Here is a 17,092-nt window from a genome sequence, read left to right as displayed (position 1 = left end):
GTCTGTATTGAGTATATACTATGGATAAATGAGCTACTCGTCAAAGCCAAGATGCTCAGCTATGTTTTTGTATTCGGCAGCCTTTTGCATATCACCCATTTTTTCACAGGCTACTCCCAAATAAAAGTAGGCTTCGGCATTATCTTTTTTAATGCGGGTGGCCTGTAGCAGGTCATTGTAAGCCTGTTCATACTTTTTAAGTTCAAGGCGTGTGCGCCCCCGGTTGTATTTTACCTTATAAGATTTTGACTTGAGTTTATCGGCATGTGAGTAGTCTTTGTCTGCTCCCTCTAAATCACCCATCTCCACATGTAAGCCAGCTCTTTTGACCAATGCATCAAAAAACTGTGGCTTCAGTTGAAGTGCTTTGTTGAGGTTGCCCATGGCCGATGGTTTATCCTTGAATTTGAGCAGACATTCATTTGCCATCAGGTAATATTCGCGGGCAAATTCTTCCACATTCTTCTGCTGGCGTTTTATGGCGGCGTTCAACTCTTTTACTTCGTTTGCAAGTTGAGTTATTTTCGATAGCTTAATGGCAATCATTCTCTGGACCGATTCCACCGAAAGGGCTTCTTGCTTCTCGTTAGCCAATGCAAATGAGTGCACAGCATCGTTAAAGTTACCTGCATCGAAGTGCAGTTGCGCATTTTTGTATAAATCCTGTGCTTCGGCTTTGTTCAGCTCCTTCTCAATGAGTACTTTATTATTGGCAGCCCTGGAAAAGGCAACTACCTCTTTGTTGACAATAACATCGCGAGGCGAGATTTTGGTTTTAAGCACAATACCATCCAGCGAAACGCAACGTGAAAGAGCTACATATAGCTGACCACCGGCAAAAGCTCCGCCAGAGAAGTCGAGCATCACTTTATCGAAGGTTAGCCCCTGACTTTTATGGACGGTGATGGCCCATGCCAGTTTCAACGGGTATTGGGTAAAAGAGCCTAGTTCTTCTTCAATGATGCGGTTGTTTTTTTCATCATATTTATAGCGGATATTACGCCAGACTTCTTTCTCCACCAGGTGGATCTCCTCATTTTGAAGACGTACGTATATGCCGTGTTCATCAATCTCTTCAACGCGTCCCAGGCTGCCATTGTACCACCGTTTTTCCATGTCATTTTTAACAAACATCACCTGGGCATTTCCTTTTAGTACCAATTCTTTTAAAGTGGGCAAGCCCGATTCGGGGAACTCACCGGATATACGCCCGGTAAATGTGTGCTCTTCACCTTCGAGTTGCTCCAGTTTACTGTCGTTGATGTAATCCACCGTATCCCGACGAGTTGCCAGGGTAATAAAGAACTCATCAATTGGGCTCTGAAACCCCGGGTTAAAACGTTCGTTGATGGCAGCAATGTCTTTATTGCCAGCCTGCTTTAGCCGGATCCGATCAAGGAGATTAACAAAGGTGTCATCATTTTGTCGGTATACTTTCTTCAGCTCTATCTGTACCAGTGGGATTTGTTTAAATACACGAGCCGAAAAGAAATAGGGGGATGGATAAAACCGGCGCAAAATCTGCCAGTCATCCCGCTTAACAACCGGTTCGAGCTGAAATACATCGCCCACCATCAGCAGCTGCTTACCGCCAAAAGGCTGGTTCATGTTTTTGGTAAACACCCTCAATACTCTATCAATAAAATCCAGCACATCGCCCCGCACCATTGATACCTCGTCAATAATAAGCAGATCCAGTTCTTTAATGATCTGTGTGTGCGATTTGCGGTATTTTAAAAAGTCGAAAATACGGCCTTTTTGTGTCGATAAATCCGGGTCATCGGGCAGAATAGGTCGGAAGGGTACTTTAAAAAAGGAGTGAATAGTCACACCACCTGCGTTTATAGCCGCAATGCCGGTAGGTGCCACCACCACAAATTTTTTATGTGTGTGCTGGCAGATGTATCTTAGAAATGTTGATTTACCGGTTCCGGCCCGCCCGGTTAAAAACACCGACGAATTCGTGTGCTGTATCAGCTTCAGGGCATCTTGAAACTCCGTATTATCGGTATCAAAGTTGTCGGGCAATACATTATTCATTTACTCTACCTCTGCTATGCTTTCTTTTCCGGTTAATTCTTCTGAGCCATAACGTTTAATTACATTATATGCTTTGTAAATACCAAGCTCACCAGCCTTACTTAAATTGGCTGTTCCTTTGGCTTCCTGATTGAGGAATATTAATGTCAGACCGCGGTTAAAATAGGCTTCAGCAAATTCAGGGTTGAGTTCGATAGCTTTTGTAAAATCCTCAACACCTTGTAAAAAGTTCTTCTTAAGGCAGTGGATGATGGCTCTGTTGTAATAGGCAAATTCAAAATCTGGCGATAACTCAATGACCCGGTTCAAATCATTAATGATGAGCTCGTAGTCCAGGATGTGCGATACCTCACCCTCTGGCTTTGGTGCCGAGTGATTTGTTTTGGCTTTAATAGGGCCTTGCAGCATTACATTGTTGGGTGCCTGTGTGGCTTCCTCCAGTGATGCAATCACCTCCACCATTTTATGACGTGCGTATGCCCGGTTGAACAGGGCGACGACATTGCTTGGGTCCGACTTAAGTATTTCATTATAGTCGGCCATGGCGTTACTGTAGTTCATCACCATGCTGTACAAGGCTCCGCGTGCGATTAAGATGTCGCGGTCGGTTTCTTCATCCTGCAGCTCCTGTGTGATATCGTTAATATCATTGGTCAGGCGTATGTATTTAAGTCCTTCAGCCTCTATCTCGCGGTTGGTAATAATCAACGGCCTTTTATACAATTCTTTTTTGTTGAAAGCTACCACCTCTTTTTCGTAATAGGCCGGACGGCTAAGTATAGTATCACCTGAATAGTAGGTTAAGCCAAAGACTGGTTCCAAATCGATGAAGATATTGCGGTTTTGTACCTTACCGCGGATGCTCTCCACCAGCTGTTCATCCTGGTCTTTTTCTTCGAAATCATCCAAAACAGCTATTTTATCGTAATTTCTTATGTCCTTATCGCTTTTACTGCGCGTGGCTTTTTTCTTGGGTCGTTTGTCTTTACTTTCGTCCTTATCTTCACTATCCTTAGTATCTGTCTGGCTGTCCATTGCTATGTCCCGGTCACGTCGGTCCGATTCCAGTTTGTAAGCGGTCATCATGTCAATTTGTGCTCCATTTTCATCACCCATACGCTTTTTTATAGCTGAGCGGATGCCATAGGCCTGGCCAAAGTTCGGGTAATTGTCGATGATGATGTTGACATCCCTGAGTGCTTCTTTGTTTTGTCCTAACTCATTGTATAAAATGGCCCGGTTAAATAAGGTGAGCAGGTTGCCCGGATCGAGTGCCAGAACCCTTGAGAAGTCTTCAATGGCCCTGTTTTTATCACCCACCTGCGCCCGCAGCAGTCCCCGGTTATTGTAGGCCATGCTGTTCTTGGGATCCAATTCTATCACTTTGTCAAAATCGCGCATAGTGCCTCTCAGGTCATCCAGCTGGTAAAGGATAGCCCCACGTATCATGTAGTAGTTGGCATAGTCGCTTTTAAGCTCAATCACCCGGTCGAAGTCTGTTTTTGCTTCTTCGTAATTACCCAGCTGATAATTTAAAAAGCCTCTGAAAGCAAAACCATCTGACATATAGGGATTTAAATCTACCACTTTGCCAAAATCCTTAAGGGCACCAATAGAGTCGCCGGCATGTGTTTTAGCAGCACCACGGCTGAGGTAGGCACTTAGCATGCCAGGGTTGATGTCAATAATACGGTCAAAATCAGTAATGGCCTCATTGTAAGCTTCAGTAGCCGAATGGCTGTTGCCACGGTTGATTAGGAGATTGATGTTGTTAGGCGAGATCTCCAGCCCGCTGCTGTAATCTTTGATGGCTTGCTCGTGATTATCCTTTTTACTCATGATGATCCCACGTACATTATAGGCATCCACCATAAAGGGATTTTTGCTTAAGCAGGTGTTAAGGTCTACTTCAGCCCCATTATAATCTTCGAGGTAATATTTGGCCAGACCCCTGAAAAAATAGGGATCAGATAAATAGGGTTTAACCCTGATTACTTTATTGAAGTATTGAATGGCCAGTACATAATCTTCAAAATAGAGTGCATTTTTACCAATGGTCAGCATCCGATCGGTATTGATCTGCGCATTTAGGGAAGGTAAAAACAGGCATTTAAATAGTAATATAATGAGTGTAAATTTCTTAATCATACCGTTTCTTGTGTCAAAACAATGCGAACAAAGATACAATTGTTCATTTGTTTGCGGTCATCAATTTAAAATAATGTCTATGGCATCAACAAAAACCAAGGGGCTACCTTGCAAAAATTAAGCCAGCATCAATTACTAAAATTGTATGTTTTGGTAGCTATGTTACCCCTGTTGTCAACCACCGTCACCATCAGCTCATGTTTACCTTTTTGCATAAATGGCATGTGCTTAAATGTGCCTGTCAATCGATAGTTCTTGGCATCATATTCAAACAAGGCCCATTGTCCGTTGATGTAACAATCGTAGCTTCTTATGCCGCTAAAACTATCGCTGATAATCAGCTCAATGGTTTTTCGTGCACTGTAGTTATTACCTTCAGGTGCTTTTCGCAGCTTGATGCTGGGTGCAATGGTATCAATGGCAAGTGTGAATTTGCCAAAACTTCTGGTTTCTGTTGATATACGTCCATTCCCCATTTTTCCGCCAAGCGAATATATTTTGTCAGAACCCGATACGCCTGCCACACACAGTTTATCGCTGTATTTCAGCAGCGAGTCGGGAACGGGTATACTTACTTTCATGGAACGGTGCAAGGGCGTATAGCGGTCGCCTATGAAATAAACAGGCGCTATCATATCTTGCTTTTCTTCTTTATGAATAAACAGGTTGGCATCGGTATATAAAGCATTGGCAGGTATGCTGAGTTCAAATCCCAAAGTATCAAGTGTAAAGGTGCTGTTGTAGCTAACCTGCACCAGCGCTTCTTCTTTAGGTTGGCTGATAATGTTTAGTGCTTTCTCGCCAAGTATGCTAAATTCCAAAACAGATTGGTTACCCGCGAAATCAACAATTACATATTTAAAATTCTTCTTGTCGCCCTCTTTCAGTTCAGCTGTGTATGTATTCTTTTTACCATATAACTTAAGGCGGTTATTGGGCTCAACAAAACTTTTCTGAATCACTTTGCCGCTTCTTACTTTCTCGGCATAGTCAATGTGTGAATTAAGATAGCGGGTTTCGGCAAAACTAAACTTATCAATCAGAAAGTTGTAAACCAGTGTATCGTTCATAAAGAGATCGATGCTGCGAATGCCACATTTGCGCCAACTGTCGCTAAAGTAGTCAAGTACTTGCACACCAATACCGATTTTACCATGGGCGGTAAACGTTTTGGTGCCTTTGGGATGGAAGGTTTTGTCATAAAAAACGGTAGGTATGTATTTGTCTTTATGCCGTCCATCAATACTTGCACCATCGGCGAGGCAGTAAAGTTTCATGCCTTGCACTTGTGGACGTACATCATCAGCAATGTCATCTCTGAAGAACAAAGGATTGATGGGCTTTTGTGTGGCTTGCTCGCGAACTTCATAGTGCAGGTGCGGTCCTCCTGAACTGCCCGAATTACCACTGTAGCCAATTATTTCTTCTCGCTCAACCGGCACTTCATCCGACTTAAAAAACAGTTCAACCGCAAAGGATTGCTGTTTATACTGTTCGGCCCTGACCAATGAGTCTATTCTATCGGAATAGCGTTCGAGGTGGGCATAAACAGTGGTGTAGCCACCGGCATGGTCGATGTAGATGGCTTTGCCATAGCCATAGGGGGATACTTTGATACGTGAAACATGGCCTTTGGCAGAAGCATATACACGATAGCCTGTTTTGCGATTGGTGGTTAAATCAAGCCCCGAATGAAAATGATTGGAACGCAACTCGCCAAAACTACCACTGACGGATGGTTTTAGCTTCATTGGTTTAGCAAATCGTTCAAAATCCGCTGACTGCGACAGGCTCCCCTGGGCAACCATCGTACATACTAGTAGCAAAGCATATAGCCTCATATCAATCCCTCGTTATCATTTATAAAATCCATCCAAAAATAGCTTTCTGTGCACATAAAAGCAATCAAATGGCGGATGTTTAAAAGGATTTAACGCAACCTCTTTCTTAAAATTCCTTCTAAATGGTTAATCAATGTAAAAGCCTTAAAAGTGGCACGGTATTTATAACAATTACAGCAAAATGGAAATTTTTAACATTAAATTTTTATCCCATGAAGAAGTTTAAATTTGGAGTTTTATTGGCCCTGATAGGTTTTATGACCTATAGTTGTTCAGATGATGATGGGTATTCTTTAGGAGATTTTTGGGTAACAACCGGTACGGTAGTAAAGACAACAGATTACTTTTATGTAGTAACTGACGGAGGGGATGATCTTTGGCCGGCTGCTACAAATGTGTCGCCAGGTAGTTTGGAAGATGGCATGCGTATACTGGTTAATTACACCATATTAGGAGAAGATCCTGATGGGCAATACGATTATTACGTGAAAGTTAACGGCATCAGTGAGTTGCTAACCAAACCAATATTCAACTTTGATGAAACAACATCAGAAGCGGTAATAGATTCGATTGGTAATGATGCGGTAACAATTACCGATACCTGGTTTACGGATGACTACCTGAATGTGCAGTTTGAGTATGGCGGCGGACCTGGTTATATTCACTTTATTAATCTGGTGAAAGATACCGAGGACTTAACAACAGAGAATGGTGAAATCATTCTGGAGCTGAAGCATAATAAAAATGGCGATCCATATAATTACCTGCAGTGGGGCATAGCTTCTTTCGATATTTCTGAAATAAAGCAGGATGGTCAGAATTCAGTTGATATTTTTGTGCGCAGCCTGGATAAGGAAGGTAACTATCATTATAATAAAGTACTGACGTATAATTATGATCAGCCAGAGATAGAACCCTATGCCAAGCAGTTTTCGGACAAACCAATGGCCGATATGGTTGAATAATAACCTGAGGTAAGATACATAGGAAAGGTCGCATGTTATATGTGGCCTTTTTTTGTTGTTTATAGTTGGCCGCTATATTTTCCAATACTACATTGAACTATGCCATAACCTTTTTTTAAACCTTATGCATCGTTAAAAATATTCCAAACAATTTCAAGCTCAGTTTAAAACTAAATTGGTATCACAGTCAGCTTTCACCAGGCATTGGTTGGTCCGGGTATGTTCTTTTAGGGCCTCTAATCTGAATATCCCATAATCCCCTGTTTGTGTTATGCTTTTTTTATTGCTATAAAGTACTATAAACCTTGCTATTGCTGGATTGTGTGAAAAATAATTGCAATATTTTTGCAAGATAATTTGGTGTATTAAATCTATAATGTCTATATTTGCACCGCATTTGAGAACAATGGTTCACAAACAAAGCAAAATAATGGTTCCGTAGCTTAATTGGATAGAGCACCTGGTTACGGCCCAGGAGGTTAGGGGTTCGAGTCCCTTCGGGATCACAGTAAAGCAGTTAGTCAAACGATTAGCTGCTTTTTTTATGCCTTTTTTTGAAAGTCATAAGCTTTTCCAAAGTTCCAAAAATTTGGAAAGGATATTAGAATCAAACCACAACTGCGTGCCATACAGCCCGGTATAATACGAGTATGCAGTGTTATTTTCATTGCGAAAAATGACACGGAAATGTGTTTGGAACTAATTATATGGTGTTTTTACAGGATGTCAAAGAGCTAAGCCTAAAGGTAAAGTTGTTAAGCGCACCAAGTACTATGCACTTCAGCTCTTTTTTACCACTCAGCATCTCCATAGTCTCTGACTTCATCCTTTGGATCTTGGACTTTGAAATAACAGAAACGGACCACCCTTTAAACATTATAGGTATAAAGAAGCGATCCGTCGCAATGTGTTGTTTATAGCTAGTGGCTTAAAAGATAAAGCCCACGCCTAATTCAAATTGATTTTGCTCTTTAGGGGCATCGGCATAGCGATTGTTTCGAAACTGGTAGTTGGCCTTAAAAGTCCAGTTTTTCTTGGGACGCACATTAAAACCAACCGAAATTATTTCCAGGTCTTTAGGGTCGGCCACTACGCCTTCCTGGCCAATAAGCGGCTTTAAATTGCTGTCAATCTTTTGGTGGGTATTCATGCCCTCGTAACGTACAAATACCGGCAGCTTCCAATCTGATGCTTTATTAATAAACGGCATTATGTCGTAACGTCCTTCCAGGTAATAGCCAACTGTTTCGGCTCCTACAATCTCGTTGTTGATTTGATAGATTTGATCGGTTCCGCTCAGCCATCCTTTGGCATATAAACCAAATAGGGTGAAGCCACCAATGTTGTGTGCTGCTGTTACGGTTAACAGTCCCAGGTTAGAGTCCAGTGACTGACCGCTCATAGCGCCTTCGCTAAAGCTGTAACCTCCGGAAGCATCGCCATAATATCCGGCTATTGATAATAAGGTGCGATCTTCGTGTCCGTAGCCTAGCTTACCGTTGAAGGCTACTGTAGGTGGCCATTCGGTCCAATTGGTGTAGCGACCATTACGTATCCAGGTGCCCGATGTAAAGTCCTGTCCTCTCATACCTTTAGTGATACCAAACTGGTATTCGGTATCGGGAATTAGCTCGCCATAGAACAAAATACCCTGTTCCAGCCATTGTGAAGGAATGATAGTACGTTCCACCTCGGGGCGATTTACTGTGTAAAAAGCAATAGGCTCCTCGTTCACGTTTACCCAGCCCAGGTTAAGCGGGTAGTTGCCCACCCTAATGTTGAAATGTTTATCTAACAGATAATCGAGTGATACTTCTACATTGGCCTCAAAATGACCTTCGTGTGTACCATCATGGAGATATTCCATCTGTACTTCTGACATGGCAATGAACTTATCGCTTATTTTATAGCCAAAGTAGACACCTGTACGATAAAGGTTGGAGTAGTATTGTTCTATCTCTTTACTGTTTTTGTTGCTGATAGTACCGTCGTAATTAACGTAGTTGACCTCGCCAAAGCCACTGATGGTAAAACGCTGTTCGGCGCTAAATATTTTTGACGATGCATTAGCAAAGCCCGATTGTTTGATGTATTTCAGCTCAGATATAGCACCTTTTTTTGAGAGGGTATCTTCCGGGATTATTGTTTCCTGGGCTTTGGCTTGGAATATAGAGAACAGGCTTAAGAGTAGTATATTAAAATGTACTTTCATTGTGAGTATTTTGGAGCACTTAGGTTATGGGTGTCTTATATAGTGCTTGTAGTTATGTTGCAAACAATGATGCAGGCTACAATCAGTTGTTCTTTGCAATAACTGTTTGTAGCTGCAACGATTTGTTGCAGTTAAATAGTGATTATTAAAATGAAGTGCATACACTGTTATTAGGCAGTGTTTATTAGCCTGCTTTGGGCGGAGGTATGGATATCGTTTGATCCGGCGATTGATAATTGCAGACATATTCGGGATATGCCATCGGCTGGTGAAATTTAAGGAAATCGATTAACAATGGAGTGTGGCAGGCCCATACTTTTTGTGGTTTAACCGAGTTACTATCCTCGTCTTCAATATCGGCAATTTCAATGTTATCATCTATTATTGACAGGGCCAGTTCTATAATGCTTTGGATATCATTGTGCTGATCGGCAACATCAATGCTCTTGCTGTGGTAGTTAAGCATGTTGTTAATCAGCATGCCAATAACCAGCCATAGTCCTAGTCGCAGTTTTCTATTTAGATGATGCCTTGTCATAGATCCAATAATACGAGCATGGCAATATCAAATACCATGCCTGAATTACAAGTTTAGTGGATTTGTCCGCTGTTTTTTTCCTTTGTTTTTGCCCAATAGCTGCCTAATCAGAATTGCTATACCGATGCCAAACAAAAAACCGGCAAATAACTCAATGTGGTCAATGTCCAAAGAGATGTCAGATGTGGCAGCTAACACCTCAATTACTATAGATGCTGCGAGTAATAAAATAGCAATGAATATAGCTTGTTTATTGGTCATGATCTTGTGGTTAAGTGGCCTGAACGTAAGGCATTATTTCTTTATGAATTTTCGGTGTATAGTGTGGTTGTTAGATGTAATCTTAAGCAGGTAAATGCCGTTTTTCAATTGACTGACATTTACTCCATTGTTGTATTGAGCTTCACTGATGACCAATGTGCCATTTATACTGAATAATTGTGTGGTAAATGGGGTGTTAATACCTTCGACAAATAGCTGATCCTTAACAGGGATTGGGAATATTTTTACCTGGCTTTTATCCAGTTCATCAGCATCTAAGCCAACCTGTTCTTCAATACTAAAATCGTTGGTTGCTGAGAAAGACGATGCCGAATAGCTGTTATCAATGGCTTGAACTGACCAGCTATAGTTGCCTACGGGTAAATTTTCACTGACATAAAATGTTTGCAGGCCTGCATTGCCTGGAGCTACAATGCTTCGTTTGCCACTCTCATTGCTGAGTGATGAAATATGTAATTGGCCATCTTTGAAAATATTAACACTGTAGGATAGTGAATTTGAATTGGTTAAGTCGTCGGTGGATGCATCCCATGATAAGGTGACTTTTCCATCCTTAACTGCAGAAGTTAGATTTGCAGGTGTACTAGGTGGATTATTGACAGTAGCTGTGGCCTGTTTGAGGGCATTGTTACCCGTGTTACTTTCATGGCCTCCTTCATTTATAAAAACCGTAGCTAGCATTTCCAGACTTTCTGTTTGTCCCATTACAATAAAATCAAGGTAATCATCATTGTTAAGGTCGGCCCATCCGCCTGATGACTGACCGACGCCTGTATGTTCAAACACTTTCTCAAACGCGAGATTCTTGTTCTCATAAACAGCACAGATTTTAGACGGTGATTCAAGGCTGTTTCCGCTAATAAGGATATCCAGCTGATTGTCATTGTTATAATCGCCCCACTTGGCAAAACCTTCTAAGATATTAGGCAGACCGGTTTCGTGAATGCGAAATAATGTTCCCTCATTAATATACAAAGTGGTGGAGCCCATATAATCAGCAGTGAATCCGGTTATGATTACATCCAAATCACCATCGTTATCAGCATCGCCCCATTCAATTGAACTTACGTAAACGCCTATAAATGTATCTTTAAAAACTTCTTCAAAACCATCTCCGGTATTTTTATAGAGCTTAGTTACTGGTGGGGTCGTTTCAGGTGCTTGTCCCTGAACACCTGAAATAATAAAGTCCAGGAGGCCATCGCCATCGTAATCAGCCCACTTTACATCACCAAAAGACACACCTTCTACATTTGGCAATTCAACTTCACTGAAATAGGTACCTTTATTTTCAAAGAGTTTGGTAACAGAATTGCTTTCGGCATCTTGACCAGCTATTAGTAAATCGGGCAAACCATCGTTATTGTAATCACCCCAGTCAACGCCTCCTCTGCTGATTCCGGTCAACTCAAGGTCTGTTTTAATAAATTCGCCATCGTGCGTATGCACTTCTGTTATAAGTCGGCCATCAGGTATTGTAAAGCCAATGACAGCTAAATCCATTTTGCCATCATTATTGTAGTCAGCCCAGTCAAAGGCTCCATCCATAAGTGCCGGGAAGCTAGTTATTGCAGATTCCGTAAAGCTTAAGTTGTCATTTAAGTAAATAAGAGAAAAGGCATTAGCTTCAATATCATCACCAATCATTAATACGTCAATATCTCCGTCGGAGTCAAAATCGGTAAAAGTAATATCGCCGTTTCTTAGGCCTCTTAGGTTGCTGTTGATGGCTTCAAACTGCGCCTTGGTAAAGTTGGGGGCGATTAAAAGAAATGTAACTAGGAAGGTTAGTGAAAGTTTCATAAGTATTGAGTTAGTTTGTGTTGAGAAAGTAAATATAATAAAATGTAATATATATAAGTTTATTGCGAATTATTTATTTGCAACAATACTATGTTTGTTTAATCTTTATTTTGCAGTAGGAACGTTGACTCGTACTGACAAGTAAAAATGTTGGTAAGCTGGTATATTTACCCTGAGGAAGCTTTTTACATGCAAGCATTTTTAATAAACAGCAGTACTCATAAGAACAAAAGACCGCTACTGGTTTTTATATGGTATAACAAATAAATCACAGCACATTCTAAACCTTATATAAATGTCAAAAACTTGCTACCATTGCGGAAGCCCCTCTCAATCGTGGGTGCGACACGACGATAAAGACTTCTGCTGCGAAGGCTGCGTAATGGTGTATGATATACTGAAAGAGAACGATATGGGGGCGTATTATGATATTGAAAATGCGCCTGGTATTCGTAATAAAAAGATTTCAGTTGACTATTACGATTACCTCGATCAGGAAGATATTAAGCGTTCTGTACTTGATTTCTATGATGGTTCAGTGGGGCGTATCAAGCTATATATTCCGGCTATTCATTGTAGTTCGTGCATTTGGCTAATTGAAAACCTGCACCGCCTGCATAAAGGAGTTATCCAATCAACGGTTAATTTTAACCGGCGCGAGGCAGCCATCACCTTTAATGAGGACGATATTAAGTTGAGTGAGCTGATGACCTTATTGGCTTCTATTAATTATAAGCCTCATATTAAAACTGAGGAGCAAAAGAAATCGTCAAAACGCAGCAAACAATTGCTGGTGAAACTAGGGATTGCCGGCTTTATTTTTGGTAATGTGATGCTGCTCAGTTTTCCCGATTACCTGTCGGAGGATATTACACTAAACCCCGAGATTATTGCCTGGTTTAAATGGATTAGCGTGCTATTGTCTATCCCGGCCATGTTTTATTCGGGTAATGAGTATTTTATTACTGCCTGGAAAAATATCAAACGAGGCATTGTTTCCATTGATATGCCCATCGCCATTGGAATTACGGCTATTTTTGTACGTAGCCTTTTTGAAATCATCACCAATGTTGGATCAGGTTATCTCGATTCTCTCACCGGTCTGGTGTTCTTTCTGTTGATTGGCAAATGGTATCAGGCTAAAACTTATGAAGCGCTGAGTTTTGATAATGATTACAGCTCTTATTTTCCGCTCGGTATCACTCGTATAGTTGATGATCATGAGGGAATTGTGCCGATAAGTGAACTGCAGAGCGGCGACAAAATACAAGTGCGCAATGGCGAGATTATACCTGCCGATGCCACTTTGTTATCCATAGGAGCTTCGGTCGATTATAGTTTTATCACCGGCGAATCGGTGCCTGTCAGGAAAGAAAAAGGTGATTTGATATATGCTGGTGGTCGTGTCATTGGCAATGCCTTACTACTCGAAGTGCAGAAGAAGGTGGAAACGGGTTATCTGGCTGAACTATGGAAGGAGCGGAGTGGAACCAATGAAAAGGAATCCATGATTTCGCATACACTCAACGTGGTAAGTAAGTATTTTACCATTGCTATTATTTTAATCAGTACGCTAACTGGTTTATATTGGGCCTTTGTTGATGGCTCCAAGGCTGTGATGGCCTTTACATCTGTGCTGATTATTGCATGTCCCTGTGCCTTGGCCCTGTCTGTTCCATTTGCCTTTGGCCATGCGGGCCGCATTTTAGGTAAGAACCATTTCTACCTCAAACTAACAGCTATTATAGAAAAGCTGACAAAGGTTGATGCCATTGTGTTTGATAAGACAGGTACATTGACCGATCCGGAGCATTTTGAGGTTGAATTTAAAGGAGAGGCACCGGATCACTATATGCAGTCCATTATTAAGTCACTGGCGCATCAGTCGAGGCACCCATTGAGCCGTGCCCTTGTTAAGCACCTGGAAAAGGCGGATACCTTTGAGGTCTTTGATTTCAGTGAACAGGAGGGAGCGGGTGTTAGGGCTCAAATTATGAATCATCAGGTGAAGCTGGGCTCAGCTCAATTTGTACAGGCCGAAAACCAATTGGGTAATCAATCAGCCCAGGTCTATGTGCGTATTGATGATCGAGTGTTAGGCTATTACACCATCAAAAACTATTACCGTCCTGATTGGCAAAAGATGCTGCAAACTGTTCAGCAATATACCGATGTGCATATTCTCTCGGGCGATAACGATGCCGAGCAGGAAGCGCTCAATGCCATTGTGCAGGATGCCGATAAAATACACTTCTTTCAAACGCCTAAGGACAAACAGGTATATGTGCAAGCACTAAAAGCCCAGGGTAAAACAGTAATGATGGTAGGCGATGGCCTGAACGATGTAGGTGCTTTGAAAGAGGCACATGTGGGTATTGCCGTGGCCGATGATGTACATCAGTTTTCGCCATCGAGCGATGCCATTATTAGTGCTGGAGAATTGAAGCATTTACCCCGGTTCATCAACTTTTCAAAGGTGGCTCTTAAAATCGTATATGCCTCTATTGTCATCTCATTTCTATACAATGTGGTGGGGTTGTCGTTTGCAGTATCCGGTCAGTTGAGTCCGCTTTTTGCGGCAATACTAATGCCTTTAAGCAGTGTTTCGGTGGTAGTGTACACAAGTTTAAGTGTTATGATGGCTGGCAAACGGCGTGATTTGTGATGTTTAAAAATTAAATTCTGAATGTTTGCGATTGACTGTGAGTGAAATAGCTTGATGACGCTAAAAAAATTAATAAATGTTAAACAATCGTATTGAGCTGATTGTCTTTAAAGGCGATAAAAGTTAAAGAATTAAATGAATTATAAGACCTTTAAATCTTAATTTATTTTCTACTTTTGCTTTGCATTTAGAATAATAACGCATGGAAATAATTATCTTACTTGTAGTGGCCAGTTTGTGTGTAGCACTGATATTTCTGGGCTTGTTTGTGTGGGCGGTAAAGACGGGGCAATATGATGACGATTATTCACCATCGGTGCGCATATTATTCGATCAACAGGAAGAGAAAAAAGAATCTAATAGTAAAATCCAAAATCTCAGTAAAGCTGGCAAGCAGGCAAAGGCCTGATGACCATCTTCTGAATATTGAAAAATGTTGAACACATGAAGCAAGAGACGTTTTATTACGACAATAAAATTGTCAAATATTTTATGTATGCCACCATTATTTGGGGATTGGTAGGTATGGCAGCCGGCGTATTGGCGGCACTACAAATGGCAATGCCAATCTTTAACTTTGAGTTGGAATATACAACCTTTGGTAGGGTAAGACCCATTCATACCAATGCAGCCATTTTCGCTTTTGTAGGAAATGGTATTTTTATGGGAGTATACTACTCCATGCAGCGATTGCTTAAAACACGCATGTACAGTGATGTTTTAAGCTATTTGCATTTTTGGGGGTGGCAGTTGATAATTGTATTGGCAGCCCTCACACTGGCTTTAGGCTTTACTACCGGTAAAGAGTATGCCGAGCTGGAGTGGCCAATTGATATACTCATTGCTGTCATCTGGTTGGTTTTTGGCTGGAACATGTTTGGTACCATTATGAAGCGAAGGGTGAAGCACCTGTATGTAGCTATCTGGTTTTACCTGGCGACCTTCATAACAGTTACCTTGTTACATGTGGTTAACTCGGTGGAGTTACCGGTTACTCTGACAAAGAGCTATTCATGGTATGCTGGCGTGCAAGATGCTTTGGTACAATGGTGGTATGGTCACAATGCAGTAGCATTCTTCCTGACTACTCCATACCTGGGGCTGATGTACTACTATATACCTAAGGCCTCTAATCGTCCGGTTTATTCCTATCGATTATCAATCGTGCACTTCTGGTCGTTCCTGTTCATATACATTTGGGCCGGTCCGCACCACTTGTTATATACAGCTTTACCCGATTGGGCACAGTCGCTGGGTACTGTATTTTCCATTATGCTGCTGGCTCCGTCATGGGGCGGTATGTTAAATGGTCTTCTAACCCTGAGAGGTGCCTGGGATAAGGTGCGCGAGAGCGCTACTTTGAAGTTCCTGGTGGTGGCTGTTACCTGTTACGGCATGGCTACTTTCGAAGGGCCGATGTTATCACTTAAAAATGTAAACGCCATCAGTCACTTTACCGACTGGACAGTGGCACACGTTCATATTGGAACACTAGGCTGGAATGGTTTCTTAACGTTTGGTGTGTTATACTGGTTAGTGCCTCAGATATTTAAAACCAAATTATACTCCGAAAAGCTGGCTGGTGCGCATTTCTGGATTGGCACTATCGGTATTCTATTTTATGCCATCCCTATGTATTGGGCCGGGTTGACACAGAGTTTGATGTGGAAAGAGTTCACTGAAGACGGGTTGTTGGCATATCCTAACTTTCTGGAGACTGTGACACAGATTCGTCCGATGTACTACATGCGTGCCTTTGGTGGTTTAATATACTTATTGGGTGCTGTATTGATGGGCTATAACCTGTTTAAGACAGCTGCTCAGGGAAAAGTAACAGCCAACGAAGAAGCAACAGCAGTGGTTGAGGATATTCACAAGGGTAAGAAAGGTGAAAAACTTCATGGATGGTTAGAACGTAAGCCGGTTCAGTTTATGGTGATATCGCTGGTGACAGTGCTCATAGGAACTTTAATAGAATTGATACCTACATTTTTGATTAAGTCAAATGTGCCAACAATTGCCAGTGTACAGCCTTATACGCCATTGGAATTGGAAGGGCGTGATATTTATCTGCGCGAAGGATGTTACAACTGTCACTCGCAAATGATACGTCCGTTCCGTTCCGAAACAGAGCGTTATGGAGAATATTCGAAAGCTGGAGAGTTTGTGTATGATCATCCTTTCCAGTGGGGATCTAAACGTACAGGTCCGGATTTGGCCCGCGAAGGTGTGATGACAGGCAAAATCTATAAACCGGATGCATGGCATTATCAGCATATGCTTGATCCGCAAAAGCTGAATGAAAACTCAATTATGCCTAAATATCCATGGCTAATAGAAGATGACCTGGATGTGTCTGATTTGCCAGCTAAGATTAGGGCTATGCAAACACTTGGAGTGCCTTATCCCGAAGGATATGATGTAATGGCATTAGATGATTATTATAAGCAGGCCGATAAGATTGTGAACAACCTGAAAGTGGCTGGCATCGAGTCATCACGCGACAAAGAGATAATTGCTTTAATTGCCTACTTGCAGCGTTTGGGTACGGATATTTATAAAACAGCACCAGAAACTGTTACTGAATAAAGGAGGGAA

General features: G+C 41.7%; 11 protein-coding genes and 1 tRNA gene. 5 read left to right on the top strand and 7 right to left on the bottom strand.

Features of this window, described 5'->3' with window-relative positions:
* Positions 1-33 precede the first annotated feature (33 nt).
* From KEM09_RS13025 to KEM09_RS13015, 3 genes are all read right to left on the bottom strand, one after another.
* Positions 34-2,040 (bottom strand): AAA family ATPase, encoded by a 2,007-nt coding sequence (locus KEM09_RS13025; RefSeq protein ID WP_212228924.1) that lies wholly within the window; start codon positions 2,038-2,040, stop codon positions 34-36.
* The gene (locus tag KEM09_RS13020) at positions 2,041-4,188 is read right to left on the bottom strand and encodes a tetratricopeptide repeat protein (protein ID WP_212228922.1); all 2,148 of its coding nucleotides are present in this window, start codon (positions 4,186-4,188) and stop codon (positions 2,041-2,043) included.
* A gap of 128 nt (positions 4,189-4,316) precedes the next feature.
* Positions 4,317-5,939 carry a M23 family metallopeptidase gene (locus tag KEM09_RS13015; protein WP_212228920.1) on the bottom strand — a complete coding sequence of 541 codons (1,623 nt, stop codon included), beginning with the start codon at positions 5,937-5,939 and terminating at the stop codon, positions 4,317-4,319.
* A 302-nt stretch (positions 5,940-6,241) separates the two neighbouring features.
* On the opposite strand from KEM09_RS13015, the gene KEM09_RS13010 reads away from it, so the two are divergent.
* Both KEM09_RS13010 and KEM09_RS13005 read left to right on the top strand, forming a co-directional pair.
* Positions 6,242-6,994: a NigD1/NigD2 family lipoprotein gene (locus tag KEM09_RS13010; RefSeq protein ID WP_212228918.1), complete on the top strand. Its 753-nt coding sequence runs from the start codon at positions 6,242-6,244 to the stop codon at positions 6,992-6,994.
* 432 nt (positions 6,995-7,426) lie between these two features.
* Positions 7,427-7,500, top strand: a tRNA-Arg gene (locus KEM09_RS13005).
* Between the two features lie 422 nt (positions 7,501-7,922).
* Here the strand turns inward: KEM09_RS13005 and KEM09_RS13000 are convergent.
* The 4 genes from KEM09_RS13000 to KEM09_RS12985 form a co-directional block, all read right to left on the bottom strand.
* Positions 7,923-9,206: a hypothetical protein gene (locus tag KEM09_RS13000; protein ID WP_212228916.1), complete on the bottom strand. Its 1,284-nt coding sequence runs from the start codon at positions 9,204-9,206 to the stop codon at positions 7,923-7,925.
* 184 nt (positions 9,207-9,390) lie between these two features.
* On the bottom strand, positions 9,391-9,744 hold the full coding sequence (locus KEM09_RS12995) for a hypothetical protein (RefSeq protein ID WP_212228914.1): 354 nt from the start codon (positions 9,742-9,744) through the stop codon (positions 9,391-9,393).
* Positions 9,745-9,789: 45 nt separating this feature from the next.
* Positions 9,790-10,005, bottom strand: coding sequence for a hypothetical protein (locus KEM09_RS12990; RefSeq protein ID WP_212228912.1), 216 nt, complete (start codon positions 10,003-10,005; stop codon positions 9,790-9,792).
* Between the two features lie 33 nt (positions 10,006-10,038).
* Positions 10,039-11,829: a T9SS type A sorting domain-containing protein gene (locus KEM09_RS12985; protein WP_212228910.1), complete on the bottom strand. Its 1,791-nt coding sequence runs from the start codon at positions 11,827-11,829 to the stop codon at positions 10,039-10,041.
* Positions 11,830-12,124: 295 nt separating this feature from the next.
* Between KEM09_RS12985 and KEM09_RS12980 the strand changes: the two genes are divergently transcribed.
* The 3 genes from KEM09_RS12980 (at position 12,125) to ccoN (ending at position 17,083) form a co-directional block, all read left to right on the top strand.
* Entirely contained in the window at positions 12,125-14,494 is a 2,370-nt protein-coding gene (locus KEM09_RS12980; protein WP_212228908.1) for a heavy metal translocating P-type ATPase, read from the top strand.
* Positions 14,495-14,696: 202 nt separating this feature from the next.
* On the top strand, positions 14,697-14,903 hold the full coding sequence (gene ccoS, locus KEM09_RS12975) for a cbb3-type cytochrome oxidase assembly protein CcoS (RefSeq protein ID WP_212228907.1): 207 nt from the start codon (positions 14,697-14,699) through the stop codon (positions 14,901-14,903).
* A 35-nt stretch (positions 14,904-14,938) separates the two neighbouring features.
* Entirely contained in the window at positions 14,939-17,083 is a 2,145-nt protein-coding gene (ccoN, locus tag KEM09_RS12970; RefSeq protein WP_212228906.1) for a cytochrome-c oxidase, cbb3-type subunit I, read from the top strand.
* Positions 17,084-17,092: the final 9 nt, after the last annotated feature.

Source organism: Carboxylicivirga mesophila, from assembly GCF_018271975.1.
Taxonomy (GTDB): domain Bacteria; phylum Bacteroidota; class Bacteroidia; order Bacteroidales; family Marinilabiliaceae; genus Carboxylicivirga; species Carboxylicivirga mesophila.
The sequence above is the reverse complement of the archived record's forward strand: the minus strand, read 5'-3'. Positions and strand labels throughout refer to the sequence as shown.